Consider the following 23,006-nt stretch of genomic DNA (forward strand, 5'->3'; position numbering starts at 1 on the left):
TCAGGGCGCTGGTTCGTTCACCATCACCAGCTTGCCCATCACGCCACGCGAGCCCATGTGGGCATACGCGGCCTTGAGCTCCGCCATGGGCATGGTGCGGTCAATCACCGGTTTGATCTTGCCCTGGGCGTACCAGCCGGCCAGCTCGGCCATCATGGCCGCGTTGGCCTGGGGCTCGCGCCTGGCAAAGTCGCCCCAGAACACGCCGACGATGGAGGCGCCCTTGAGCAGCGTGAGGTTCAGCGGCAGCGACGGAATGGGGCCGGAGGCAAACCCCACCACCAGGTAACGGCCACGCCAGGCGATGGAGCGAAAGGCCGGCTCGGTGAAGTCGCCGCCGACCGGGTCATAAACCACGTCCGGGCCCTTGCCGTCGGTCAGGACCTTGATCTCGTCGCGCAGATTTTGCCGGCTGTAGTTGATGCTGGCGTCCGCGCCTATGGAAGTGCACAGGGCGCATTTTTCATCGGTCGATGCGGCGGCAATGACGCGGGCGCCGGCCGCTTTGGCAATCTGGATGGCGGCGGTGCCCACGCCGCCCGCAGCGCCCAGCACCAGCACGGTTTCACCGGCCTTGAGCTGCGCCCGGTCCATCAGCGCGTGCCAGGAGGTGGCGTAAATCATGATGAAGGCGGCGGCATCCACTGGGGGAAAGCCGGCGGGCAGGGGCATGCACAGGGCCGCCGGCGCGATGGTGTGGGTGCCAAATCCGCCCGTGCCCGACAGGCACGCGACATGCTGGCCGACCTTCAGATGCTTCACGCCTTCACCCACGGCCTGCACCACGCCGGCGTATTCAGAACCCGGCACAAAGGGCAGCGGCGGCTTGATCTGGTATTTGTTCTGCACGATTAGCAGGTCGGGGAAATTGAGACTGGCGGCCCGGATCTCAATGAGTACCTCGCCCGCTTTGGGTTGCGGCGTCGGCAATTCTTTCCAGGTCAGGGCGTCTACGCCGGTGGGATTTTCACAAAGCCATGCTTGCATGGGATGTCTCCAAAAAAATAATGGGCAAAGTAGGGCCAACAAGATTCAGTTGGCATCATAGGCACAGCGGCCGCGCCGAGGCCATCCGGGCCGCCGCGGCCTGTCGCGGCCGTGACCGTAGAATCGCCTCATGAAAATCCTGATCTGCAACGATGACGGTTACCAGGCCTCCGGCATCATTGCCCTGTATGAAGCGCTTAAAACCGTTGCCGATGTCGAGGTGGTGGCGCCCGAGCAGAACAACAGTGCCAAATCGAACGCACTGACCCTGCATTCGCCCATGTACGTGCAGACGGCCGCCAACGGCTTTCGCTACATCAATGGCACGCCCGCCGACTGCGTGCACATTGCGCTTACCGGCCTGCTGGGTTACCGGCCAGACCTGGTGGTTTCCGGCATCAACAACGGCGCCAACATGGGCGACGACACGATTTATTCCGGCACGGTCGGGGCGGCCATGGAAGGCTATCTGTTTGGCATTCCGGCGATTGCGTTTTCGCAAACCGAAAAAGGCTGGGCCCATATCGACGTGGCGGCCCGGCGCGCGCGCGCGCTGGTGCAGCAGCTGATGCCTTCGCTGGAAACGCTGGCCGAAGGCGCGCAGCCGACCGTGGCGCCCTGGCTGCTCAATGTGAACATCCCGAATCTGCCGGACGAACAACTCCAGGGCTTCAAGGTGGCGCGCCTGGGGCGGCGCCATGCGGCCGAGCGCGTGATCACGCAGACCAGCCCGCGCGGTGAAACCATGTACTGGATAGGCGGCGCCGGGCCCGCCAAGGAGGCGGGCGAGGGCACCGACTTTTACGCGACGAGCCAAAAATTCATCTCCATCACGCCGCTGCATGTGGACCTGACCGATCACGAGCGGCTGCCCTACTGGGCGCAGACCGCCGCCAGGCTGACCCAGGCGCAGCAGTAACGGCCGCCGCATGAAGTCCCCGCTCAAGCCACCGTTCAACCCCACGGCCAAGGTGCCCGCGGCGGGGCCCCGGCCGGCGTTTCCGGTCCGCCTCAAGCCGGAGGCGGGCGTGCCATCTGCTACGAAATTGGTAGCTGCCTCCGCCCGTTCTTCGGGCGCTGCAGGCAAAAATGACTTGAAGATTCCCTCAAAAACCGCGGTGCCCGGCGGCGTGGGCCTGGATTCGCAGGCCGTGCGCGCCCGCATGGTGCACAAGCTGGCGGCGCAGGGCGTGGCCGATGCGCAAGTGCTGGCGGCCATGGGCCGGGTGGAGCGCCACCGTTTTGTCGATACCGCGCTGGCCAACCAGGCCTATGAGGACACCAGCCTGCCTATCGGCCTGGGCCAGACCATTTCCAAACCCAATGTCGTGGCGCGCATGCTGGAATTACTGCGGCAGGGCGCCGCGGGGAAATTGGGACGGGTGCTGGAGATAGGCACCGGCTGCGGTTATCAGGCTGCCGTCCTCAGCCATCTGGCCACCGAGGTTTACAGCATCGAGCGCCTGCGCGGCCTGCATGACAAGGCCAGGGAGAACCTGCGGACTTTGCGCTTGCCCAATGTACATCTGCTTTTTGCGGATGGCATGATCGGCTATGCCAAGGGCGCGCCCTATGCGGCCATCATTGCGGCGGCGGGCGGCGAGGCCATTCCGGCCGCCTGGATAGAACAACTCGCCCCGGGTGGCCGCCTGGTCGCTCCCCTGCAAACGGCCGGGGGGGCGCAGGCACTGGTGGTGGTGGATAAAACATCGCAGGGCATTCGGCAGACTTTGCTGGAAGCCGTCCACTTTGTGCCTTTAAAATCGGGTACTAGTTGAGAAGCTCACCTGGCCAGAAAAAAAACCGGGATCAGGCCAAAATTGAAGACGAAAGAAGCAATGAACCAAACCACACGGTCGAACAGCGTGGAATCTCTAGTCATCTCCGGCGCGGGGCAGAGCGCCCGCCTGGCGCGCCGTTGGGCGCTGCCCTGTGCGCTGGCCGCCGTCATGCTGCTGGCGGCAGGCTGCGCCTCACGCCAGGGCAACGCTCCAGTGGAAGATCGCGGCACCGGTCAGTCGCGGCCGCTTCCCACGGCGGTCGATAACGGCACTGTCAAGCAACTCCCGGGGTTTGAAAATGCCGGCAAGGCCGGCTACTACACCGTCAAGCCCGGCGACACCATGATCCGCATCGGACTGGACAGCGGCCAGAACTGGCGCGACATCGTGCGCTGGAACGGCCTTGAAAACCCCAACATCATTGAAGTGGGCCAGGTGCTGCGCGTGGTGCCGCCCGTCAGCGAAAACACGCAGGTGGTGACGCGGCCCGTGTCATCGGGCTCCGCAAGCACGGCACCGGTCCAGGCGGCCAGCGCGGCGCGTCCGGCGTCGGCGCCGGCCAGCAGCAACCCGTCGCCCGCTCCGGCTCCTGCAGCGGCTCCAACTCCGGCACCGGCACCGGCTCCTGCACCCGTTGCCGCCCCGGCGCCGACCGGTGATGAGGATGTGGCGTGGATCTGGCCCGCCCATGGCACGCTGCTTGCGGGCTTTGACGAGGCCAAGAACAAGGGCCTGGATATTTCGGGCAAGGCCGGTGATGCCGTGCTGGCCTCCGCCGATGGCCGGGTGGTCTACGCCGGTGCCGGCCTGCGCGGTTACGGCAACCTGGTCATCCTCAAGCACAACAACACCTTCCTGACGGCCTATGCGCACAACCAGACCCTGCTGGTCAAGGAAGACCAGACGGTCAAAAAAGGCCAGAAAATCGCCGAGATGGGCAACAGCGATGCAGATCGCGTGAAGCTGCATTTCGAGATCCGCCGCCAGGGCAAACCGGTCGATCCGGCCAAATACCTGCCGGCCAAATAAGCGCCAGGCATTCAGGACCCAGGAGTCCGGCCTTGACCGGGCTCTTTTTTATGGGTGCGGGATTTTTGATTTTTTTCAACCGAATTGGCCTCCGACCCTTGGTTGATGGGCGCTGGTAGCTATTAATTTTGTAGTGGCTCGGGCGCTCAATCGGACTGCAAAATTTCGTCGTAGCCGCGTCCCCTGAACTCCAGCAAATCCAGCCCGTGACCAAAAGGGTCGGCCAGCCCGGCAATGCGTCCCCAGGCGCGGTCTGCCACCGGCATTTCCATCACGGCACCGTGCCGTAGCAAGCGCGCGATGGCTGCCTCGATGTCTTCGACCACGAAGTCCAGGTGCACGGGCGTCCAGTGGCGCCGGTAGTCGCGGGTGCCGGGACTGCCGGCGACGGGGTGGGTCCCGGCCGCGTTGAAGAGCAGGTCAAGCGGGCTGCCGGCGCCCAGCAGTTCGACGAAATCGCCGTTGAAGCGGCGGCCCACGCGCAGCCCCAGGCCCGCGGTGTAAAACGTGACGGCGCGCGCCATGTCGTCTACGTCAATGCAGATGCGCATCTCCATTGCTCATTCCTTTCGTGTCGCCCAAAAAATGCCAGTGCAGCCTGAGACAATTGGGGATGACCGAAGAAACCCAGAAACCACAGACCGCTGTGGCAGAGTACCCGATTGATTGGCTCACCGTGGAGTCGCTCGACATTGAAGCCCAGGGCATCGCCCACCGGGCCGACGGCAAGGTCGTGTTCATTGAAGGAGCCCTGCCGTTCGAGCAGGTGAGCGCCAACGTTTACCGCAAGAAAAGCAGCTTTGAAAAAGCCACGCTGATGGCGATTCGCCGCGAGTCATCGCAGCGGGTGCGCCCGGAATGCCCGCACTTTGGCATGCACACGGGAGCCTGCGGCGGCTGCAAGATGCAGCACCTGCATGTTGGCGCCCAGGTGGCCGTGAAGCAGCGCGTGCTCGAAGACAACCTCCGGCACATCGGCAAGGTCATGGCCGACAACCTGCTCAGGCCGATTGAAGGGCCGGCCTGGGGTTACCGCTACCGCGCGCGCCTGTCGGTGCGCTATGTGCGCAAAAAAGGCACGGTGCTGGTCGGTTTTCATGAGCGCAAGAGTGCCTACGTGGCCGACATGAGCGAGTGCCATGTGCTGCCCAGGCATGTCAGCGACATGCTGCTGCCGCTGCGCGAACTGATTGGCAGCATGGACGCCAGGGAAACCATTCCGCAGATCGAACTGGCCTGTGGCGACGCGGTGACGGCCATGGTGCTGCGGCACATGGAGCCGCTCAGCCAGGGCGATCTGGCCCGCTTGCGGGCCTTTGCCGCGGCGAATGCCGGCGTGCAGTGGTGGTTGCAGCCCGGCGGGCTGGACACCGTCGAGCTGCTGGACGAGGCCGTGCAGGAGCTGAACTACGCGCTGCCGGAATTTGACATCGTCATGCCCTTCAAACCGACCGATTTCACCCAGGTCAATCCGCACATCAACCAGGTGCTGGTGTCGCGTGCGCTGCGGCTGCTGGATGTGCAGCCGCATGAGCGGGTGATTGACTGGTTTTGCGGCCTGGGCAACTTCACGCTGCCGCTGGCGACGCGCGCGCGCGAGGTGCTGGGCATTGAGGGCAGCGAGGCGCTGGTCGCTCGCTCACGCCAGAATTTGGAGAGAAACAAGGCTGCAACCCAGTGTCGGCCTGCGCTGGCAGCTACAAAATTCGCAGCGAGAAACCTGTTCGAGATGAGCCCGGGCTTGCTGGTCAAGGATGGCCGGGCGGATAAATGGCTGGTCGATCCGCCGCGCGAAGGGGCGTTTGAGCTGTTCAAGTCGCTGGCGGCGCTGCACCAGCAGATCGTGACCGGCGTGCCCTGCGACGATGGCGGCCAGCAGCAAAGCCTGGCGCTGGGCGACTGGACGCCACCGCAGCGCATCGTCTACGTCAGCTGCAACCCGGCCACGCTGGCGCGCGATGCGGGGGTGCTGGTGGAGAGCGGCGCCTACCGCTGCACGGCCGCCGGCGTGGTCAACATGTTCCCGCACACGGCGCATGTGGAGTCGATTGCGGTCTTCGAGCGAGCATAAAAAAAAAGGCCCCAAGGCCCTTTTTTATGGCGTGCAGCAAACCTCAGTCGCGCTCGCCGCCGAAGATACCCAGCAGCGCCAGCAGGCTCTGGAAGATGTTGATCAGGTCGAGATAGATGGCCAGCGTGGCACTGATGTAGTTGGTTTCGCCGCCGTCTATGACCTGCTTCAGGTCATAAAGCAGGTAGGCGCTGAAAATCGCAATCGCCAGCGTGCTGATGACGGCCATGCCCATGGTCGACGCGACAAAGATGTTGATGATGGACGCCACCACCAGCACCAGCACGCCCGCAAACAGCCATTTGCCCATGCCGCTCAGGTCGCGCTTGATGACGGTGGCCAGGCTTGCCATGACGAGCATCACGCCCGCGGTGCCGGCAAATGCTGTCATCACCAGCGAGGCACCGTTGCTGAAGCCCAACACCATGGCAATCAGGCGCGACAGCATCAGGCCCATGAAGAAGGTGAAGCCCAGCAGCACGGGAACGCCAGCGGCCGAGTTCTTGGTCTTTTCAATGGCGAATATGAAGCCGAAGGCGCCGGCCAGAAACACGACCATGCCGAGTCCGCCGGAGAGCGAGCGGGTGATGCCTGTTGCAACGCCCAGCCAGGCGCCAAGCACCGTGGGCAGGAGGCTCAGCGCCAGCAGCCAGTAGGTGTTGCGCAAGACCTTGTTGCGCTGCTCGACGGAGATCGCCGGCTGGCCATAGTCGAGGATTTGGACGTTGTCATTCATGTGCATCATCTCCATAGAGTCCGCGAAGGCGGGAGTCATTGACCATTCTAGGGGGCATCCCTGCTTTTTCAATCAGGCCGCAGGGCCTACCTCCTACTATTTGTAAGGATTCTATAAGCCAATTTGGGGGCAATCGGCCCTCGGACAAGGCCCAAACTTGCGTATGCTCAACATCTTTGCCAATAAAACCGAAAGACCATGAAATCAAAAGCCGTGCTTGAATCCGCCGACGTCAAAGTCATCGCCGCCGCTGCGGAAGCCGAGGCCCTGAAGAACAACTGGGCCGTGACCATTGCCATCGTCGACGACGGCGGTCATTTGCTGCACCTGCAGCGCCTGGATGGCGCGCCACCTATCTCCTCCCACATCGCCCCGGCCAAGGCCAATACGGCCGCCATGGGCCGCCGCGAGAGCAAGATTTATGAGGACTTGATCAATGGTGGCCGCACGTCCTTCCTGTCGGCACCCTATATCCAGGGCATGCTCGAAGGCGGCGTGCCTGTGGTCAAGGACGGGCAGTGCATTGGCGCTGTCGGTGTCAGCGGCGTGAAGTCCACGGAGGATGTGCAGATTGCGCGTGCCGGCATTGCCGCGATCGGCCTGTGAGCGGGCACTGAGCAGGCGCCGGTCCGGCGCTTGAGCAGACATGAAAAAGCCGACCCAGTGTCGGCTTTTTTGGGGGCAGGGGGCGGCAAGACCGAAACACATGACGCGGGCTTGAAAAAAAGCCTGGCTAAACGACCCGAAAGAGTCTGTGGCTGGCTAAAAACGACCTTGGGAGCTGGCTAGCCCCGGATCGCCCCACGATGAAACCGCTGAATGTGCTGAGTGCCTTTTGGGGACGGAGGCTGCCTATTTGGTCAGGATCAATTTGCCAAGGCGCGTGGCCTGCAGGCGGTAGGTGGCGCCGTTGTGGTTGATCTCCACGGCTTTCTGGCCACGCAGGATTTCGGTGCTGTCGACACATGCGGCGGGGCTGCCGCTGCTGACATGGCCGCCGACGGCAGCCGCTGAATCGGCCGCAGCAGGGGTAGCGCGGGTGGGCAGACGCAAGGTATTCGAGATAGGCAGCGCGATGGACATGATGCTTGAACCGGTTGGTTGAGCTGGTTAAAATTCAATAAGCGAATGATAACCATTCTCATTTAAAAATCAAGCGGTTTTTTCACTGAACTTGCGTGGGCCGGATTTTTTTTAAATGACCGGCCCAAAAAATCGCAAGCGGGCCGAAGCCCTCAGTGTTTAGGCTCGGTGATGAAGCCAATTTTGCGCAGGCCTGCTTGCTGCGCCGCTGCCATGGCTTGCGCCACGCGCTCGTAGCGCACGGATTTGTCGCCGCTGATATGCAGATCCGGCTGGGGTTCCAGTGCCGCCGCCGCCTTCAGCCGCGGCGCCAGTTCCTCGTCGCCAATCCGGCTGTCATTGAGGAAGTAGCGGCCCTCCGCATCGACAGCCAGGCGAAGCGTTTCCGGTTTGATGTTTTGCTGTTCGTTGCTCACCCTCGGCAGGTCGATATTGACCGAATGCTTCATCACCGGGACCGTGATGATGAAGATGATGAGCAGTACCAGCATGACGTCGACCAGCGGCGTCATGTTGATCTCGTTCATCACCTCATCGCTGTCGTCTTGGGTTCCAAAGGCCATGATTAGCTGCCTTTTTTCATGGCCACGACGTTGGTGGAGCCCGTACCCGTCACGCGGGCGCCAGTGACAAAATAGGCGTGCAGGTCGTGGGCAAAGCGGTTCAGCTTGCCAAGAACCGACTTGTTGCCGCGCACCAAGGCGTTGTAGCCCAGCACCGCGGGAATGGCCACGGCCAGACCGAGGGCCGTCATGATCAGGGCCTCACCCACGGGACCGGCGACCTTGTCGATGCTGGCCTGGCCATTCAGTCCAATCGCCAGCAGGGCGTGGTAAATGCCCCAGACCGTGCCGAACAGGCCGACAAAGGGCGCGGTCGAGCCCACCGACGCCAGCACCGCCAGCCCGGACTGCATCTTCGCCGTGATGTCGTCGATGGAGTTGCGCAGGCAGCGCGTCACCCAGTCGCTGACGTCGAGGCCGTCATGCAGCTGGGGCTTGGTGTTGCCGTCCTTGTGAAGCACGTGGGCGGTGGCCTCACGGCCCTCCAGGGCCAGCAGCCGGAAGGGGTTGCTGGGGTCTTTGCCGAACTTGGACAGGCCATCGGCGAAGTCGGCGCTGTGCCAGAAACTTTCTGTGGCTTTGGCCTGGCCCGAGAGTTGGCGCAGATCTAGCGCCTTGAGGATGATGACCATCCACGAGGCCAGCGACATGCCCAGCAACAGAAGGGCAACGCCGCGCGTCACGATATCGCCTTGAGACCAGACGTTGGCCAGGCCGAATTGGTTTTCCATTTAACTGCTCCAGAGAATTATTCAAGGACAAAATTGACAGGCACGTTGAACCACATTTCCTCGGCCACGCCGCCGCGTTTACCGGGCACGTAGCGCCATTTGAGGACAGTATTCAAAGCCGCCTGGTCCAGTCGCTCGTAGCCGCTGGATTTGTTGATTTCCGCCTTGTGCGCCAGGCCATCGACGCCAATCAGAACGCGAACGAGGACCTTGCCTTGCTCATTCAGGCGTTTGCTCATGGGCGGGTAGGGCGGGCGGGGGTTTTGCAGATATTGGGCATCGCTGGACGGCAGCTGAAAGGCGGGAGCCGCTGGGGCTGCCGGTGCAGCCGCCACGGGGGTAGCTGGGGCCGGCGGGGGCGGTTCAGGCGGTGCGATCACCCCGGTGGGGGTGTTGGGGGAAGGCGTGGGGTCGGCGATGGCCAGCGGTTGCACCTTCACGGGCGCTTTGGCCACGGCCTTTTTCTGCACCGCAGGGGTGGGTGGCGCCGGGGGGACTGGCTCCACTTTGGGGGCGGGCGGCTGGATAAACTCCGCCAGCACCTCGGCCGGTACCAACAGCTCGGCGGTGTGCAAGAGCAGGCCGCTTTGCAGCACCCAGATAAACCCGACATGCAGCGCGACCACCGCAAGGGCAATCAGGGCATTGCGGCTGAGGGGCTTGGGTGATGACGGGACAATTGGCCGAGGGGGCGTGCTGGAAAGGGCTGTGGCATTCATGGGCGAATCGATAGGGGGCGCATGGCCACAAGCGTGCCACAAATGCAGTTGGAGTTATCGGCGAAAGATCCACCAGGCACAGCCGATCACGAGGACCAGGCTGACGGGGAGTGCTGCGACTAGGGTTGAGAGGTGTTCCACGAGCTGCCTTCCTGGGTTGGGATGGCTAGCTTGATGTTGGCCGTGGGGCAGGTGGCGCTGCATTGCGCCACCACATCGCGGGCACAACCTTCGCATTGGCCGCACTGGGTGGCGACGCCGAGTTCGAACTGGATATCGTCAAAGTCCATCCCTGCACGGGCATGGCGGGCAATTTCACGGTCAGAGATTCGGCGGCAGACACAGACGATCATGGATTGGCTTGGCTGGTTAGTGAACTGAGTGAATCAGTGTTTGAATTATAAATGCGAATCCATCGCATTTGCAATTGATTCACCCTTGCCGCGTTGTGGATTGCGCCAACGGCTCAGTCGGGCCTGAAGAGCAGTTCCGGCGTGGCCTGTGCCAGTGTGGGACAGCCACAGAGCGCCATGGCAATTTCGAGCTCGTCGCGCAGCAAGCGCAGCACATGCGCCACACCGAGCGCGCCGGCGTTGGCCAGGCCATAGGCATAAGGGCGCCCCAGCAGTACCGCACTGGCGCCCAGTGCGATCGCCTTGAGCACGTCCGTGCCGCGGCGTATGCCGCCATCAACCAAGATAGGCATGGCGCCGTCCAGTGCCTTCGCAATGCGTGGCAGCACGGCGGCGGTGGCCGGTACGGTGTCCAGCGTGCGGCCACCATGGTTGGAGACGATGAGGCCGGCCAGCTGCAGCGCGGCGGCCTGCCGCGCATCGTCGGGGTGCAGCACGCCCTTGAGGAGCAGGGGAAGCCGGGTATTGGCCATGAGCCACTCAATGTCGGACCAGGTGGGCGCCATCGTGAGCAGCCCGTCAAACATGGCGCTTTGTCCGGGCTGCAGCGTGATGTGCGGCGCGGGAGGCAAATTCTGCAGGTTGACGGCAGAGATCCCCTCGGGCAGGCGAAAGCCGGCCCGTCGCTCGCGATCGCGGGCGCCACTGCTGGGGGCGTCCACGGTCAGGACCAGTGCTTCAAAGCCGGCGTGCTCGGCACGCTGGATCAGCTCACGGGTGAAGCCGCGGTCGTGCGGCATATAGAGCTGAAACCACAACGGGCCACGATGGGCCTCGCCCAGATAGGCGCTGGCTAGCGTTTCAAGCGGCATGCTGGCCTGGGTGCTGAGCACCATGCCGGCGCCTTGCGCGGCCGCGGCATAGGCGCTGGCCAGTTCCCCATCGGGGTGTGCCATGCGCTGGAAGGCCACGGGCGCGAGCAGGATGGGGTGGGCCAGCGTGCGGCCCAGGAGTTCGATGCGCGTGTGTCCGCCTGCCATCTGGCGAAGCACACGGGGGTGTAGCAGGCAGTTGTCCCAGGCGCTACGGTTGGCCCGTAGCGTGATCTCATCGGCCGCGCCGCCGCTGAAATACGCCCAGGCGTTGTCGTCCATGCGCGTGCGGGCGTGGGCTTCATGGTCTGCGAGCGTGACGACCCCGGGCGGGATCACGGCCAGCGCGGGGATGCTGCTCACGTGTCAGCCCAGAAGCGCAGCAGGTTGTGGTAGGTACCGGTGAGGCCAATCACGCCGCTGTCCGTTTCGCCGACCGTGCTGCGCAGGTGCCGCAGGTCGTTGTCCATATTGAACAGCAATTGCCGCTGCTCCAGGCTGCGCACCATGCTTTCAACCCAGAAGAAGCAGGCGAGGCGGTGGCCCCGCGTGACGGGTTCCACCCGGTGCACGCTGGTGCCGGGATAGATCACCATGTCCCCGGCCGCCAGTTTGATGCGCCGCTCACCGGAAGGGTCTTCAATGACCAGTTCGCCACCATCGTAGTCTTCCGGGGCAGACAGGAAGAGGGTGCAGGAGACGTCGCTCCGTACGCGCCCCGCACCACTGGCGAGGTAGCGCACGGCGCTGTCGACATGCTTGCCAAAGCTGTTGGCATCGCCGCCATAGCGGTTGACCAGCGGTGGCGAAATATGTTTGGGCAGCACGGCCGAGAAGAAGCTGGGCTGGCGCTCCAGGCCGGCAAGCACCATCGCCTGCAAGAGCCGGGTTTCTTCACAGGCTTCGGGAAGCTGCTGGTTGTTTTTGACCTGGGCGGATTGCTCGCCAGAGGTCGCTCGCCCGTCGCCCCAGGGCGCGCGGGCCAGGATGTCACGCGCCCGACCGACCTGGTCGGGCGTCAACACTTCATGAACGGATAACAGCATGAAGTGATGATACGGTTAGAAGCGGGTCCCGACCGTGAACTTCACGGTGCGGGGCGCACCTGAGATCGAGAAGCCCGGGTACAACTGGTCGCCGTACAACTTGTTGGTGATGTTGGAGATGTTCAGTTGCGCATAGGTGGCTTCCGTGAAGCGGTACTCGGCCATGACGTCGGCGACCATATAGCCTGCGGCACGTGCCGTCAGTTGCGCCGCACCCGTGTTGCCTTGCAGTGCGTATTTCTGGCTGGCACCCGTCAGACCGCCGGCGACGCGCAACTGAGGCGTGGCCTGGTAGCTGATCCAGGCGCTGCCGCTGTGCTTTGGCGTCAAACCAACGCGTGAGCCGACGATGTTCTGGACGGTGCTGCCCGCCTGGTCGATTTTGGCCACGGGCGTGAACGCATAGGACAGATAGACCTCCCACTTGGGTGAGAGGCGGCCGACGACGTCCAGCTCAAGGCCTGCGGTGTGACGCTTGCCGGATAGCAGGAAAGAGTTTGCGGCAAAGTCCGCGTCCGTCGTGCGTTCGTTGTACTTTTCCGTATGGAACAGGGCTGCGCGCGTGGATAGCTTGCCGTCGAGCCAGTCGAGCTTGGTGCCAAGCTCGATGTTGCGGCTCTTCTCTGGGGGCGTATTCGCGTTTTGAGGGGTGACGAACTGGTAGGTGTCTGCGGAGGTATTGAAGGACGTACTGTAGGACAGGTGGTAGGAACTGGTCGGGGTTGGCTGGTAAAGCACCCCCGTGCGGTAGCTGAACATGCCGTTCGACAGATGCGTGTTGGTCACGCTGCTGACGGCGGCGCCGGTGTAGGCCGTCTGACTGAAGTCGCCCTTGAAGGTATCGTAGCGAATGCCCCCCAGCAGTTTCCAGTCTGGCGCCACCTGAACCAGGTCTTGTGCGTAAATGCCCAGTGAACTCGATTTATAGCTACTGATGTCGCGCCACGTAGGGCTGACTGCCAGTGTGGTGCCATCATCCGGCGTGCCCACGGTGGTGTTGCCCTTGTTGAAGTTGGGCGCCACGTTGCCGGAGCCAAAGCGGTTGGCCTTTTCGCTGGAGGCGTCAACACCGGTCAGGATTTCATGCTTCAGGCCAAACCAGCTGGCCTTGTTGCTGTAATCGCTCTGGAAATAGGTGCCGTCATACTGGTCTTTGCGAGGCGTCAGACCTGCGCGGGTCAGGACGGTGCTGCCATCCAGATTGGCTGCGGCGGCTGCCGGATTTTGAAAGCCAGCGGTCGTTCCCCATTGGGCCCGGTCGAAGGTGCCTGAACGCACCTGGCTGCGCAATTCCCCGCCATCGTCGAAGCGGTGGGTGTGCTTGAGGGTTCCGTAAGTGGCCTTGCCGTCAAGAAAGTCGCTCTTCGTGCCGTAGAAATTGCCCGGTCTGATGTTGGGGACGTTGCCATTGAGGTAGCGAATACCGGCTTGGGGAATGTTGTCTACATTCAGATGGAACAAGCCAACGCTGAACTCGTCACGGGTGCCTATGCCCCAGCGATAGGTGGGCGCAATGCCGTATTTGTCGATGTTCGCGCCACCGTTGTCGGCCTTGTTGGCCATGACGTTGATGCGCAGTGCCGCCTCGTCACCCGTTTGAATGTTGAAGTCGCCGGTGGTGCGGACGTAGCCCCTGGAGCCAACCGTCGCCTCCACGTCATGCTGATCGATCAACATCGGCTGCTTGGTCACCTGATTCACCACGCCGCCCGTGGAACCGCGGCCAAACACCATGGAGGCCGAGCCACGCATGATTTCGATGCGGTCGTAGTTGAATGCGTCGCGATCGTACTGGGAAGGATCCCGCATGCCATCGATCAGCAGGTCACCCACGGTGGCGACCGGGAAGCCGCGCAGGCGGATGTCCTGGTCGGTGCCATTTTCGGTGGCTGAAAAGGTGATGCCGGCGGTCAGGTGAAGCGCTTCCTTCAGCGTGTCAATCTTGCGATCTTCGAGCAGTTTTCCCGTGATCACACTGATGGACTGGGGAATGTCGCGGATATCTTGCGTACCCTTGCCAATGCTGGTTTTCTTGGTCTGAAGTGTGTCTTTTCCCTCCGGGGCTTCGGCTTTTTCCTTGACCGTCACCGGTGCGAGGGTTTTTTCAGTAGGTGCGGGCGCGGTTTGAGCCCAGCCACTGACCGACGCGGCCAGCATGAGCGCGCCCAGGGGCAGCAGGGCCTTGTCGGACGATGCGGGTTGGCTGGTGATGGCGGCTGTCAGGGATGAGGCATTGTCAACGCTGCGACGGGACTTTTTGCTGCGCGCAGGGCGTGCGTAAGGGTGTGCCAAGAGGGGCTCCAAGCGTGATCCGGCCTTGTCGGCGGCGGACCTGGTTTCAGAAAATAGCTTGGCTGTGCTCGAAACAATCCTTCGGAACGCGAGTTGGCTGGCCTGTAAAGTTAGTCTTCGAGTGTATCTTAAATGCGAATGATTCGCATGTGCAAATCATCGAAAATCACACGCATAGCGCCCTGAATTGCGCTTCTTGTGGCATGAGCCATGGCCAATTGGGGCCAGAAACGACGACGGGGCCTCAAAGGCCCCGTTGTTCGGTGCAGCGCTTTGGCGCTGCCTGGGTTGTCGGCTCAGCCGAGTTCGCCCATCTGGCTCTGCAGGTAGTTCTGCAGGCCCACCTTGCCGAGCAGCTCGATCTGGGTTTCCAGAAAGTCGATGTGCTCTTCGGTGTCGTCCAGAATGCCTTGCAGCAGGTCGCGTGAGACGTAATCGCGCACGCTTTCGCAATGGGCGATGCCGTCCTTGATCGTGGCCTGTGCGCCGACTTCAAGTTGCAGGTCGCAGTTCAGCGCTTCCGGCACGTCTTCGCCGATCATCAGCTTGCCCAGGTCCTGCAGATTGGGCAGGCCGTCGAGCATGAAGATGCGGTCCATCAAGCGGTCGGCATGCTTCATTTCGCCGATGGATTCCTCGTATTCCTTCTTGGCCAGCTGGCCCAGGCCCCAGTGCTTGTACATGCGGTAGTGCACAAAATACTGGTTGATGGCGGTCAGCTCATTCTTGAGTTGAGCCTGCAGGTGGGCAATGACTTGTGCGTCGCCTTTCATACGGAATCCTCTTTGTAGTTTTGAATGCGCATATTGTCTTCAGGCGCACGGTAATGGGCAAGTAAAAAACATGACCCTTCAGATCTGTTCTGAGGGCGAATGGGAGTGATAGGCGTTCTTGTTCGTGGCGTTGAAGCGTCTGGCCGACATCAGATCAAGAGGCGCTGCGCTTGTCGCACTGAACCGGCTGAAGCTGGCGTCCCCAGACCGCTGATCCCTGAGTGTTGAAATGCCTTGATTTTTCAAGAAAAAGCTTGCTGGCCCTTATTTATTGGGCGCAAGAAGCTATTGAAAAGATAGCGATTCTGTTCCTTTAATACTCCAGCCGTTCCGGCCGGATTTCCTGCAGGATGGTCGTGGCGATCTCTTCGATGGACTTGGTGGTGGTCGACAGCCAGCGTATGCCTTCGCGCCGCATCATGGCTTCGGCCTCGTGGATTTCGTTGCGGCAGTTGGCCAGGCTGGCGTAATTGGAATTGGGCCGGCGTTCGTTGCGGATCTGGCTCAGGCGTTCGGGCGCGATCGTCAGGCCAAAGATTTTCTTGCGGTGCGGCACCAGGGCCGGCGGCAGCTGGCGGCGCTCAAAGTCTTCCGGAATCAGCGGATAGTTGGAGGCCTTGAGGCCGTACTGCATGGCCAGGTACAGCGAGGTGGGTGTTTTGCCGCTGCGGCTCACGCCGACCAGGATCACGTCCGAGCTCACCAGGTCGCGGTTGCTCTGGCCGTCGTCATGGGCCAGCGAGAAATTGATCGCCTCGATGCGGTCGTCGTATTCCTTGCTTTTGGAGGCATCCGAAAAGCGGCCGACCCGGTGGTTGGATTTGATCCCGAGCTCGCTTTCCAGCGGCGCCACGAACATGCCGAACATGTCCAGCAGCATGCCGTTGCACTGGGTTTTGATGACTGCCAGGATGTCCATGTTCACCAGCGTGGTGAAAACAATGGGGCGTTTGCCCTCGAGTTCCCCCGTGTGGTTGATCTGCCGGACCGCCTGGTGGGCCTTGTCCACGCTGTCGATAAACGGCAGGCGCACATGCCGCGGTTTGAATTCGAACTGGGCCAGGATGGCGTTGCCAAAGGTCTCGGCGGTGATGCCGGTGCCGTCGGAGATGAAAAACACGGTGCGTTGGGACATGGTGGGCTGTTCAGGCGGGTAAAAGGCCAGGGCAGGCGCAGCGGGCGGCTGCGCTCTACAATTGCCGCAATTATCCAGATTGTCATGCCATGCCCCGCGCCAACCCCTTAAAACAACAACAAGGTTGCATGCCGCGCATGGCTAATACCCCCGTTTTTAAACCTCCCGGAGTATTTTCATGTCCAAGCTGTTTGAGGCGACCGCCCTGGTCGTGCCGTTTGAAAACCTGAGGATGACAGACGTCGAGGCCGTTGGCGGCAAGAATGCCAGCCTCGGCGAGATGATCTCTCAGCTCCCGACCGGGCCTGAGGGTGTTCGCGTGCCCACGGGCTTTGCGACGACAGCGCACGCCTTCCGCGTGTTCCTGGCCCATGACGGCCTCGATAAAAAAATCAATGCGGTGCTGGATGCGCTCGATACCGACGATGTGCGCGCCCTGGCGGAAGCCGGCGCCAGGATTCGGGGTCTGGTCGAGGCCCAGCCTTTCCCGTCCGACTTCGAAAAAGCCGTGCGCGACAGCTTTGCCAGTTTAAGCGCCGGCAATGCCCAGGCCAGCTTCGCCGTGCGCTCGTCCGCCACCGCCGAAGACCTGCCCGATGCCTCGTTTGCCGGCCAGCAGGAAACCTTTTTGAATGTGGTCGGCATCGAGGACGTGCTGCACAAGATGAAAGAGGTGTTTGCCTCGCTCTACAACGACCGCGCCATCAGCTACCGCGTGCACAAGGGTTTTGCCCATGCCGACGTGGCTTTGTCGGCCGGCGTGCAGCGCATGGTGCGCAGCGACCTGGGAGCGGCCGGCGTGATGTTCACCATCGACACCGAAAGCGGTTTTGAAGACGTGGTCTTCATCACCTCCAGCTACGGCCTGGGCGAGACGGTGGTGCAGGGCGCCGTGAACCCCGACGAGTTCTATGTGCACAAGCCCATGCTCAAGGCCGGCCATCGCGCCGTGATCCGCCGCAACCTGGGCTCCAAGCTGCTGCAGATGGAGTTCACCACCGCCGATGAGAAGAAAGCCGGCGGCAAGCTGGTCAAGACCACCGACGTACCGACCGAAATGCGCAACCGCTATTCGCTGAGCGACGCGGATGTCGAGCAACTGGCGCGCTACGCTGTCATCATCGAAAAGCACTACGGCCGTGCAATGGACATTGAATGGGGCAAGGACGGCACCGACGGCCAGCTCTACATCCTGCAGGCGCGCCCCGAAACCGTGAAGAGCCAGTCCAAGGGCAAGGCCGAGCAGCGCTACCAGCTCAAGGGCACCGGCACCGTGCTGGCGGAAGGCCGCGCCATCGGCCAGAAGATAGGCACCGGCCCGGTCCGTATCGTGCACAACATCAGCGAGATGGACCAGGTCCAGCCCGGCGACGTGCTGGTGACCGACATGACCGACCCGAACTGGGAGCCTGTGATGAAGCGCGCCAGCGCCATCGTCACCAACCGCGGGGGCCGCACCTGCCACGCCGCCATCATTGCGCGCGAGCTGGGCATTCCGGCAGTGGTCGGTTGCGGCGACGCGACCGAGCAGCTCAAGACCGGCATGCTGGTCACCGTGAGTTGCGCCGAGGGCGACACCGGCAACATCTATGACGGCCTGCTGGAAACCGAAGTCACCGAGGTGCAGCGTGGGCAGATGCCGCCCATTGACATCAAGATCATGATGAACGTGGGCAACCCGCAGCTGGCGTTTGACTTCTGCCAGGTGCCCAACCACGGCGTGGGCCTGGCGCGGCTGGAGTTCATCATCAACAACAACATCGGCGTGCACCCCAAGGCCATCCTGGACTACCCGAATGTTGATGCCGACCTGAAGAAGGCCGTGGAAAGCGTGGCCCGCGGCCATGCCTCGCCACGCGCGTTTTACGTCGACAAGGTGGCCGAAGGCGTGGCCACCATTGGCGCGGCCTTCTGGCCCAAACCGGTGATTGTTCGCCTGTCTGATTTCAAGTCCAACGAGTACCGCAAGCTGATTGGCGGCTCGCGCTACGAGCCGGAAGAAGAAAACCCCATGCTGGGCTTTCGCGGTGCGGCACGCTACATCAGCGCCGACTTTGGCGAGGCCTTCGCCATGGAGTGCGAAGCCATCAAGCGCGTGCGCAAGGACATGGGGCTGACCAATGTGGAAGTCATGGTGCCGTTTGTGCGCACGCTGGGCCAGGCCAAGCGCGTGACTGAACTGCTGGCCCAGCATGGCCTCAAGCGCGGCGAGAAGGGCCTGCGCATCATCATGATGTGTGAGGTGCCCAGCAATGCCGTGCTGGCCGACCAGTTCCTTGAGTACTTTGACGGCTTCTCCATCGGCTCGAACGATTTGACCCAGCTCACCCTGGGCCTGGACCGCGACTCGGGCCTGGAGATCCTGTCCAAGGACTTTGACGAACGCGACCCGGCCGTGAAGGCGCTGCTCAGCCAGGCGATTGCGGCCTGCAAGCGTCAGGGCAAATACGTGGGCATTTGCGGCCAGGGCCCCAGCGACCATCCTGACTTTGCGCAGTGGCTCAAGGAGCAGGGCATTGGTTCGATCTCGCTCAACCCTGACACGGTGATCGATACCTGGAAGCGTCTGGCAGGCTGAGCGTCTCAGCGTCAACCGAGGGAAAACCCCGGCTGACTTGATTTTCTGGCGTGAGCAATTGGCAGGTCCTCGGATGACAATCGGAGGACCTGTTTTCATTTGCGTCTGATGAGCCATGCTTGCTGTTGCCACCACTGTCAAACTGCTTGCTGAAATTGCGCTGCTGGCACTGCTGGGCCAGTGGCTGCTTGGCCTGCTGTCTGGCGCTGCCCGGGAGGGCAACCCGGTCTATTGCTTGCTGCAGTTGGTGGGGCGCCCCTGGGTGCGTGCCGCGCGCTGGCTTGCGCCGCGCGTCGTGCTGGACCGCCACCTGCCGCTGGTGGCTTTTTTGCTTCTGCTATTGATCTGGTGCGCGGCTGCCGTCGCCAAGGTCGGCATTTGCCTGCAAATAGGTGTGGCCTTGTGCAAATGAGGCTGGCGCTGAATTACCGGGTGTTAAGGATGCAGGCCGTGCTGCTTCTGGTCTGCGGCAACAAATCGGGCGCATTGCGCCGGTTTGAGCGGATGCTGCAGCTGCGTCCCACGGACCGTTATGCGCTTGCCAGCCGTGCCCATCTGCAGGTGGCGCTGAATCAGCCTGAAGACGCCATTGCCTGCCTGCAGCAACTCACCGGCCTTGCTCCTGATGGGCCGCAAGCGGCGGCGGCCTGGTTCAACCTCGGTTATGTGCTGCAGCAAGCCGGGCGCCACGATGATGCAGGGCCCGCGTTTCAACGCGCGCTGGTGCTTGACCCGTCTATGGATAGGGCCTGGTACGGCTTGGCACTGGTGCTGATGCAGCAGCGGCAGTTTCGTGAAGCGGTGGAGGCTCTGAAAAAAAACACGGCCCTGCAGCCCATGAGCCCCTATGGCTGGTACCGGCTGGCGCAGGCCAGGCTGGCGCTGGGGCAAACCGACAAGGCCCGCGGGGTCATCGAACACCTGCGCCAGTTTGAACCCGGAGTCGCTGCGCTGCTGGAACGTGAAAACGGGCTGGGCCAGGTTGACTCCAGTGATGAGGCTGTCGTCAGGGCGGTACCCGATGCAGCCCACTGAGAGCCATCGCCGCTACTGGCGCAAAAACCTCGTCGTGACGGCGGTGCTGCTGCTGATCTGGTTTGCCGTCACTTTCGGGGTGAGCTACTTTGCCCGCGCGCTGAGCTTCACTTTTTTGGGCTGGCCTTTCAGTTTCTGGGTGGGCGCGCAGGGCGCCTTGCTGGTGTATTGCCTGATCATCGGTTTTTATGCCTGGTACATGAACCGCCTTGATATTGCGCACGACGTTGCCGACGAAGAAGACTGAGCCATGGCCGGTTTTTTTGGTTCGCGCGAAGGCACCAAGCTCTCAAGTCAGCAGTTCAAGGCCCAGCTGAATCGCGTCTACCGCTGGTACACGCTCGGTTTCGTGCTGTTTGTGGCCGTGCTTGCGGTGGCCGAGCGCATGGGCCTGCCGCGCTTGTGGATAGGCTTCACGTTTTTGATGGCGACCATAGGCCTTTATGCGGCCATCGGTGTCATGAGCCGCACCACCGACGCCGCCGAGTATTACGTCGCAGGCCGGCGCGTGCCGGCCGTCTACAACGGCATGGCCACCGGGGCCGACTGGATGTCGGCGGCCTCGTTTATCGGCCTGGCGGGCACGCTTTACCTCACCGGTTATAGCGGCCTGGCCTTCATCATGGGCTGGACGGGTGGCTATTGCCTGGTCGCCCTGGTGCTGGCGCCTTACCTGCGCAAGTTTGGCCAGTTCACCATCCCCGACTTTCTGGGTGAGCGTTATGGCGGGCACTTGCCGCGGCTGATTGGCCTGGCCGCTGCGATTCTGTGCTCATTCACCTACCTGGTGGCCCAGATTTACGGCGTGGGCCTGATCACGTCCTACCTCACGGGCGTGGCGTTTGAGCTCGGAATTTTTCTCGGCCTGGGCGGCATTTTGGTGTGCTCGTTTCTGGGCGGCATGCGCGCCGTAACCTGGACCCAGGTGGCCCAGTACATCATTCTGGTTGTGGCTTACCTGATTCCGGTGGTCTGGCTGTCGGTCAAGCAGACCGGCGTTCCGGTGCCGCAACTGGTGTACGGTTTTCAGCTGGAAAAGGTCACCGCCAAGGAAAAAGAACTGAGCACCGACCCCAGGGAGCTGCAGGTCCGCGAGCTGTTCCGGCAGCGCTCCGAAGCGCTGGCTGAAAAGCTCAAGCATCCCGCCATCTCGCTGGCGGCCGACAAGCTGGCCGCCAACCAGCGCATGGATGCGCTGAAGGGCGGCAACGCTTCTGCGGCGGAAATTTCGGCGGCAGGCAAGGTACTGGCGGCCATGCCCAGGGATGAGGCCGCGGCCAGTGCGGCCTGGATGGCCGCCAAAGCCGCGGCAGACATCAAGACCCTGCCGCTCAATGGCATGCCCCCCCATGCGGCGCAATTTGCCGGAGACCCCGATGGAACGGCCCAGGAAAAGGAGCTTTACAACACCTCACGCCGGAATTTTCTTGCCCTGATCTTCTGCCTCATGGTGGGCACCGCGGCCTTGCCGCACATCCTGATGCGTTACTACACCGTCCCCAGCGTCCGGGAGGCGCGTCAGTCCGTGACATGGTCGCTGTTTTTTATCTTCCTGCTGTATTTCACGGCGCCTGCGCTCGCTGTGCTGGTGAAGTATGAAATATTCACGGTGCTGGTCGGGACGTCGTTTGACCAGCTGCCCGCCTGGGTCCAGCGGTGGAGCCGGATAGACCCGGCGCTGCTGTCGGTGGCCGATGTCAACCAGGACCATATCCTGCAGCTCAATGAAATCACCATAGGCGGCGACATTGTGGTGCTGCTCGCGCCCGAGCTGGCCGGGCTGCCGTATGTCATTTCCGGGCTGGTCGCGGCGGGGGGCCTGGCGGCCGCCCTTTCCACGGCGGACGGCCTGCTGCTGACCATTGCCAATGCGCTGGGCCATGACCTCTATTACAAGATGATCGACCCCAACGCCTCGACCGTGAGCCGGGTGACGGTGTCCAAAATCCTGCTGCTCATGGTCGCCTTGCTGGCCGCATATGTGGCGGCCCAAAAACCTGCGGACATCCTGTTTTTGGTATCGGCGGCCTTTTCCTTTGCCGCGGCTTCCTTTTTTCCGGCGCTTAGCCTGGGTATTTTCTGGAAGCGTGCCACGGGCATTGCGGCGGTGCTGGGCATGGTGTCGGGTTTGGGCGTGACCTCTTATTACATGTTCACCACCCAGCCCTGGTTGCGCGCCACCTTTGGCATCACGTCACCTGTTCAGCTGTGGTGGGGCATAGAGCCCATTTCCGCAGGCCTCTTCGGCGTGCCGGTGGGTTTTGCCGTGATCGTGCTGGTGAGCCTGATGACCCCGCCGCCCAGCCAGAAGGCCCAGGCGCTGGTGGAACATATCCGTTATCCCGACCTGAAGAGCTTTTAAAACTAACTTTAAGTCGCCCCGCGGACCGCCGGTTGGGCTTTTGGCGCCCCAGCCTGTGATCAGGCTATAATGATGGGCTTCGCCTTGCTGCACCCTTAACGACGCTGGGGCAGCTTTCATTCAACCAAAAGGAGAGTTTATGCGTCACTACGAGATCGTCTTGCTGATCCACCCGGATCAAAGCGAGCAAGTCCCAGCCATGCTGGAACGTTACAAGGGCATGATTACCGCCGGCGGTGGAAAAGTGCATCGTGTTGAAGATTGGGGCCGCCGCCAGCTGGTGTACCTGATCCAGAAACTCGCCAAAGCCCACTACCTCTGCATCAACATCGAAGCCAGCCAGGCCGTGATGGAAGAAATTGAACATGCGTTCAAGTTCAACGATGCCGTGCTGCGCCACCTGACCGTGGTCAAGAAGAAGGCTGAAACCGGCCCGTCCCTCATGATGCGCAACGTCGAGAGGGAAGAAGCCCGTAAAGCCCAGCAGCAGGAGTTTGCGGCGTAATTCGCCCAACCAGCTGTTGAACGCTTCGCTGCCGTGCTCCAGTCCCCGCAGTGAACCACGTTGAACTGACCGCCTGTATCGCCGAGGCCAGTCCTCTTCGCTACACGCCCGCCGGCATCCCCGCCGTCAATTTCGTCCTCGAACACGAGTCCGAAATCGTCGAAACCGGGGTCAAGAGGCAAGTCAAGTTAACGATGCGAGCCGTTGCTTTCGGATCACTGGCTGAACAGGCTGTTCAGCTGGCCCTAGGCAAGGCTTTCAGGTTTACCGGCTTTCTGATCAATGCACGCACCAGCAAAAGCGTTGTTTTTCATATTCAAGCAATCGAGCAAGTACTGAACCCCATTTAAGGAGT

The 23,006-nt window shown here is 62.1% G+C and carries 25 protein-coding genes; 12 read left to right on the forward strand and 13 right to left on the reverse strand.

Annotated elements, in window-relative coordinates:
• A complete protein-coding gene (locus tag PJE01S_RS06595) occupies nt 1-987 on the reverse strand; it encodes an NADPH:quinone oxidoreductase family protein (RefSeq protein WP_068832363.1) in 987 nt (328 codons plus the stop codon).
• A 130-nt stretch (nt 988-1,117) separates the two neighbouring features.
• Between PJE01S_RS06595 and surE the strand changes: the two genes are divergently transcribed.
• The 3 genes from surE to PJE01S_RS06610 all read left to right on the forward strand — a co-directional run bounded on the left by surE (nt 1,118) and on the right by PJE01S_RS06610 (nt 3,797).
• Complete coding sequence (gene surE / locus PJE01S_RS06600; RefSeq protein WP_068832364.1) at nt 1,118-1,906, forward strand: 5'/3'-nucleotidase SurE; 789 nt, start codon at nt 1,118-1,120, stop codon at nt 1,904-1,906.
• A 10-nt stretch (nt 1,907-1,916) separates the two neighbouring features.
• Nucleotides 1,917-2,765 (forward strand): protein-L-isoaspartate(D-aspartate) O-methyltransferase, encoded by an 849-nt coding sequence (locus PJE01S_RS06605; protein ID WP_068832365.1) that lies wholly within the window; start codon nt 1,917-1,919, stop codon nt 2,763-2,765.
• 171 nt (nt 2,766-2,936) lie between these two features.
• The gene (locus PJE01S_RS06610; RefSeq protein ID WP_068832552.1) at nt 2,937-3,797 is read left to right on the forward strand and encodes a peptidoglycan DD-metalloendopeptidase family protein; all 861 of its coding nucleotides are present in this window, start codon (nt 2,937-2,939) and stop codon (nt 3,795-3,797) included.
• A gap of 146 nt (nt 3,798-3,943) precedes the next feature.
• On the opposite strand, the gene PJE01S_RS06615 is transcribed toward PJE01S_RS06610, so the two are convergent.
• On the reverse strand, nt 3,944-4,354 hold the full coding sequence (locus PJE01S_RS06615; RefSeq protein ID WP_068832366.1) for a VOC family protein: 411 nt from the start codon (nt 4,352-4,354) through the stop codon (nt 3,944-3,946).
• A 56-nt stretch (nt 4,355-4,410) separates the two neighbouring features.
• On the opposite strand from PJE01S_RS06615, the gene rlmD reads away from it, so the two are divergent.
• The gene (gene rlmD / locus PJE01S_RS06620; protein WP_068832367.1) at nt 4,411-5,868 is read left to right on the forward strand and encodes a 23S rRNA (uracil(1939)-C(5))-methyltransferase RlmD; all 1,458 of its coding nucleotides are present in this window, start codon (nt 4,411-4,413) and stop codon (nt 5,866-5,868) included.
• Between the two features lie 43 nt (nt 5,869-5,911).
• Here rlmD and PJE01S_RS06625 read toward each other — a convergent pair whose 3' ends face one another.
• The gene (locus PJE01S_RS06625; protein WP_068832553.1) at nt 5,912-6,604 is read right to left on the reverse strand and encodes a Bax inhibitor-1 family protein; all 693 of its coding nucleotides are present in this window, start codon (nt 6,602-6,604) and stop codon (nt 5,912-5,914) included.
• 198 nt (nt 6,605-6,802) lie between these two features.
• On the opposite strand from PJE01S_RS06625, the gene PJE01S_RS06630 reads away from it, so the two are divergent.
• Nucleotides 6,803-7,210: a GlcG/HbpS family heme-binding protein gene (locus PJE01S_RS06630; RefSeq protein WP_068832368.1), complete on the forward strand. Its 408-nt coding sequence runs from the start codon at nt 6,803-6,805 to the stop codon at nt 7,208-7,210.
• A 246-nt stretch (nt 7,211-7,456) separates the two neighbouring features.
• On the opposite strand, the gene hemP is transcribed toward PJE01S_RS06630, so the two are convergent.
• The 10 genes from hemP to ppsR all read right to left on the reverse strand — a co-directional run bounded on the left by hemP (nt 7,457) and on the right by ppsR (nt 16,171).
• A complete protein-coding gene (hemP, locus tag PJE01S_RS06635) occupies nt 7,457-7,687 on the reverse strand; it encodes a hemin uptake protein HemP (protein WP_068832369.1) in 231 nt (76 codons plus the stop codon).
• Between the two features lie 152 nt (nt 7,688-7,839).
• Nucleotides 7,840-8,250, reverse strand: a complete 411-nt coding sequence (locus PJE01S_RS06640; RefSeq protein ID WP_068832370.1) for an ExbD/TolR family protein — start codon at nt 8,248-8,250, stop codon at nt 7,840-7,842.
• A 2-nt stretch (nt 8,251-8,252) separates the two neighbouring features.
• Complete coding sequence (locus tag PJE01S_RS06645; RefSeq protein ID WP_068832371.1) at nt 8,253-8,981, reverse strand: MotA/TolQ/ExbB proton channel family protein; 729 nt, start codon at nt 8,979-8,981, stop codon at nt 8,253-8,255.
• A 17-nt stretch (nt 8,982-8,998) separates the two neighbouring features.
• Nucleotides 8,999-9,700 (reverse strand): energy transducer TonB, encoded by a 702-nt coding sequence (locus PJE01S_RS06650; protein WP_068832372.1) that lies wholly within the window; start codon nt 9,698-9,700, stop codon nt 8,999-9,001.
• 119 nt (nt 9,701-9,819) lie between these two features.
• On the reverse strand, nt 9,820-10,053 hold the full coding sequence (locus PJE01S_RS06655; RefSeq protein WP_068832373.1) for a (2Fe-2S)-binding protein: 234 nt from the start codon (nt 10,051-10,053) through the stop codon (nt 9,820-9,822).
• A gap of 113 nt (nt 10,054-10,166) precedes the next feature.
• Complete coding sequence (locus tag PJE01S_RS06660) at nt 10,167-11,288, reverse strand: alpha-hydroxy acid oxidase (RefSeq protein WP_068832374.1); 1,122 nt, start codon at nt 11,286-11,288, stop codon at nt 10,167-10,169.
• Complete coding sequence (locus PJE01S_RS06665) at nt 11,285-11,971, reverse strand: Fe2+-dependent dioxygenase (protein ID WP_068832375.1); 687 nt, start codon at nt 11,969-11,971, stop codon at nt 11,285-11,287. The genes PJE01S_RS06660 and PJE01S_RS06665 overlap by 4 nt, the downstream gene beginning before the upstream one ends.
• 15 nt (nt 11,972-11,986) lie before the next feature.
• A complete protein-coding gene (locus tag PJE01S_RS06670; protein ID WP_339374662.1) occupies nt 11,987-14,263 on the reverse strand; it encodes a TonB-dependent receptor in 2,277 nt (758 codons plus the stop codon).
• Nucleotides 14,264-14,559: 296 nt separating this feature from the next.
• Nucleotides 14,560-15,036, reverse strand: coding sequence for a bacterioferritin (gene bfr, locus PJE01S_RS06675; RefSeq protein ID WP_068832376.1), 477 nt, complete (start codon nt 15,034-15,036; stop codon nt 14,560-14,562).
• A 313-nt stretch (nt 15,037-15,349) separates the two neighbouring features.
• Entirely contained in the window at nt 15,350-16,171 is an 822-nt protein-coding gene (ppsR, locus tag PJE01S_RS06680; protein WP_068832377.1) for a posphoenolpyruvate synthetase regulatory kinase/phosphorylase PpsR, read from the reverse strand.
• Between the two features lie 178 nt (nt 16,172-16,349).
• On the opposite strand from ppsR, the gene ppsA reads away from it, so the two are divergent.
• The 7 genes from ppsA (at nt 16,350) to priB (ending at nt 23,001) form a co-directional block, all read left to right on the forward strand.
• Nucleotides 16,350-18,749, forward strand: coding sequence for a phosphoenolpyruvate synthase (gene ppsA, locus PJE01S_RS06685; RefSeq protein WP_068832378.1), 2,400 nt, complete (start codon nt 16,350-16,352; stop codon nt 18,747-18,749).
• A 115-nt stretch (nt 18,750-18,864) separates the two neighbouring features.
• Complete coding sequence (locus tag PJE01S_RS06690) at nt 18,865-19,161, forward strand: hypothetical protein (RefSeq protein ID WP_068832379.1); 297 nt, start codon at nt 18,865-18,867, stop codon at nt 19,159-19,161.
• A complete protein-coding gene (locus PJE01S_RS06695) occupies nt 19,158-19,784 on the forward strand; it encodes a tetratricopeptide repeat protein (RefSeq protein WP_068832380.1) in 627 nt (208 codons plus the stop codon). The genes PJE01S_RS06690 and PJE01S_RS06695 overlap by 4 nt, the downstream gene beginning before the upstream one ends.
• The gene (locus PJE01S_RS06700; RefSeq protein ID WP_068832381.1) at nt 19,771-20,031 is read left to right on the forward strand and encodes a DUF4212 domain-containing protein; all 261 of its coding nucleotides are present in this window, start codon (nt 19,771-19,773) and stop codon (nt 20,029-20,031) included. Before PJE01S_RS06695 ends, PJE01S_RS06700 begins: the two co-directional genes overlap by 14 nt.
• Before the next feature lie 3 nt (nt 20,032-20,034).
• On the forward strand, nt 20,035-22,146 hold the full coding sequence (locus PJE01S_RS06705) for a sodium:solute symporter family protein (RefSeq protein ID WP_068832382.1): 2,112 nt from the start codon (nt 20,035-20,037) through the stop codon (nt 22,144-22,146).
• Nucleotides 22,147-22,285: 139 nt separating this feature from the next.
• Nucleotides 22,286-22,651, forward strand: coding sequence for a 30S ribosomal protein S6 (gene rpsF / locus PJE01S_RS06710; protein WP_068832383.1), 366 nt, complete (start codon nt 22,286-22,288; stop codon nt 22,649-22,651).
• A gap of 50 nt (nt 22,652-22,701) precedes the next feature.
• Nucleotides 22,702-23,001, forward strand: coding sequence for a primosomal replication protein N (gene priB, locus PJE01S_RS06715; protein WP_068832384.1), 300 nt, complete (start codon nt 22,702-22,704; stop codon nt 22,999-23,001).
• Nucleotides 23,002-23,006 lie beyond the last annotated feature (5 nt).

Origin of the sequence: Polaromonas jejuensis NBRC 106434, assembly GCF_001598235.1 — a bacterium.
Lineage (GTDB): Bacteria > Pseudomonadota > Gammaproteobacteria > Burkholderiales > Burkholderiaceae_C > Polaromonas > Polaromonas jejuensis.

Excerpts from the sequence above, each read along its gene's own strand:
- PJE01S_RS06605 (WP_068832365.1), top strand. The coding sequence starts at position 1,917 with ATGAAGTCCCCGCTCAAGCCACCGTTCAACCCCACGGCCAAGGTGCCC.
- rpsF (WP_068832383.1), top strand. The coding sequence starts at position 22,286 with ATGCGTCACTACGAGATCGTCTTGCTGATCCACCCGGATCAAAGCGAG.
- PJE01S_RS06625 (WP_068832553.1), bottom strand. The coding sequence starts at position 6,604 with ATGAATGACAACGTCCAAATCCTCGACTATGGCCAGCCGGCGATCTCC.
- PJE01S_RS06645 (WP_068832371.1), bottom strand. The coding sequence starts at position 8,981 with ATGGAAAACCAATTCGGCCTGGCCAACGTCTGGTCTCAAGGCGATATC.
- PJE01S_RS06665 (WP_068832375.1), bottom strand. The coding sequence starts at position 11,971 with ATGCTGTTATCCGTTCATGAAGTGTTGACGCCCGACCAGGTCGGTCGG.
- bfr (WP_068832376.1), bottom strand. The coding sequence starts at position 15,036 with ATGAAAGGCGACGCACAAGTCATTGCCCACCTGCAGGCTCAACTCAAG.
- PJE01S_RS06695 (WP_068832380.1), top strand. The coding sequence starts at position 19,158 with ATGAGGCTGGCGCTGAATTACCGGGTGTTAAGGATGCAGGCCGTGCTG.
- PJE01S_RS06615 (WP_068832366.1), bottom strand. The coding sequence starts at position 4,354 with ATGGAGATGCGCATCTGCATTGACGTAGACGACATGGCGCGCGCCGTC.
- PJE01S_RS06595 (WP_068832363.1), bottom strand. The coding sequence starts at position 987 with ATGCAAGCATGGCTTTGTGAAAATCCCACCGGCGTAGACGCCCTGACC.
- ppsR (WP_068832377.1), bottom strand. The coding sequence starts at position 16,171 with ATGTCCCAACGCACCGTGTTTTTCATCTCCGACGGCACCGGCATCACC.
- PJE01S_RS06705 (WP_068832382.1), top strand. The coding sequence starts at position 20,035 with ATGGCCGGTTTTTTTGGTTCGCGCGAAGGCACCAAGCTCTCAAGTCAG.
- rlmD (WP_068832367.1), top strand. The coding sequence starts at position 4,411 with ATGACCGAAGAAACCCAGAAACCACAGACCGCTGTGGCAGAGTACCCG.
- PJE01S_RS06640 (WP_068832370.1), bottom strand. The coding sequence starts at position 8,250 with ATGGCCTTTGGAACCCAAGACGACAGCGATGAGGTGATGAACGAGATC.
- PJE01S_RS06700 (WP_068832381.1), top strand. The coding sequence starts at position 19,771 with ATGCAGCCCACTGAGAGCCATCGCCGCTACTGGCGCAAAAACCTCGTC.
- PJE01S_RS06690 (WP_068832379.1), top strand. The coding sequence starts at position 18,865 with ATGCTTGCTGTTGCCACCACTGTCAAACTGCTTGCTGAAATTGCGCTG.
- ppsA (WP_068832378.1), top strand. The coding sequence starts at position 16,350 with ATGTCCAAGCTGTTTGAGGCGACCGCCCTGGTCGTGCCGTTTGAAAAC.
- PJE01S_RS06650 (WP_068832372.1), bottom strand. The coding sequence starts at position 9,700 with ATGAATGCCACAGCCCTTTCCAGCACGCCCCCTCGGCCAATTGTCCCG.
- surE (WP_068832364.1), top strand. The coding sequence starts at position 1,118 with ATGAAAATCCTGATCTGCAACGATGACGGTTACCAGGCCTCCGGCATC.
- PJE01S_RS06655 (WP_068832373.1), bottom strand. The coding sequence starts at position 10,053 with ATGATCGTCTGTGTCTGCCGCCGAATCTCTGACCGTGAAATTGCCCGC.
- hemP (WP_068832369.1), bottom strand. The coding sequence starts at position 7,687 with ATGTCCATCGCGCTGCCTATCTCGAATACCTTGCGTCTGCCCACCCGC.
- PJE01S_RS06610 (WP_068832552.1), top strand. The coding sequence starts at position 2,937 with ATGCTGCTGGCGGCAGGCTGCGCCTCACGCCAGGGCAACGCTCCAGTG.
- PJE01S_RS06630 (WP_068832368.1), top strand. The coding sequence starts at position 6,803 with ATGAAATCAAAAGCCGTGCTTGAATCCGCCGACGTCAAAGTCATCGCC.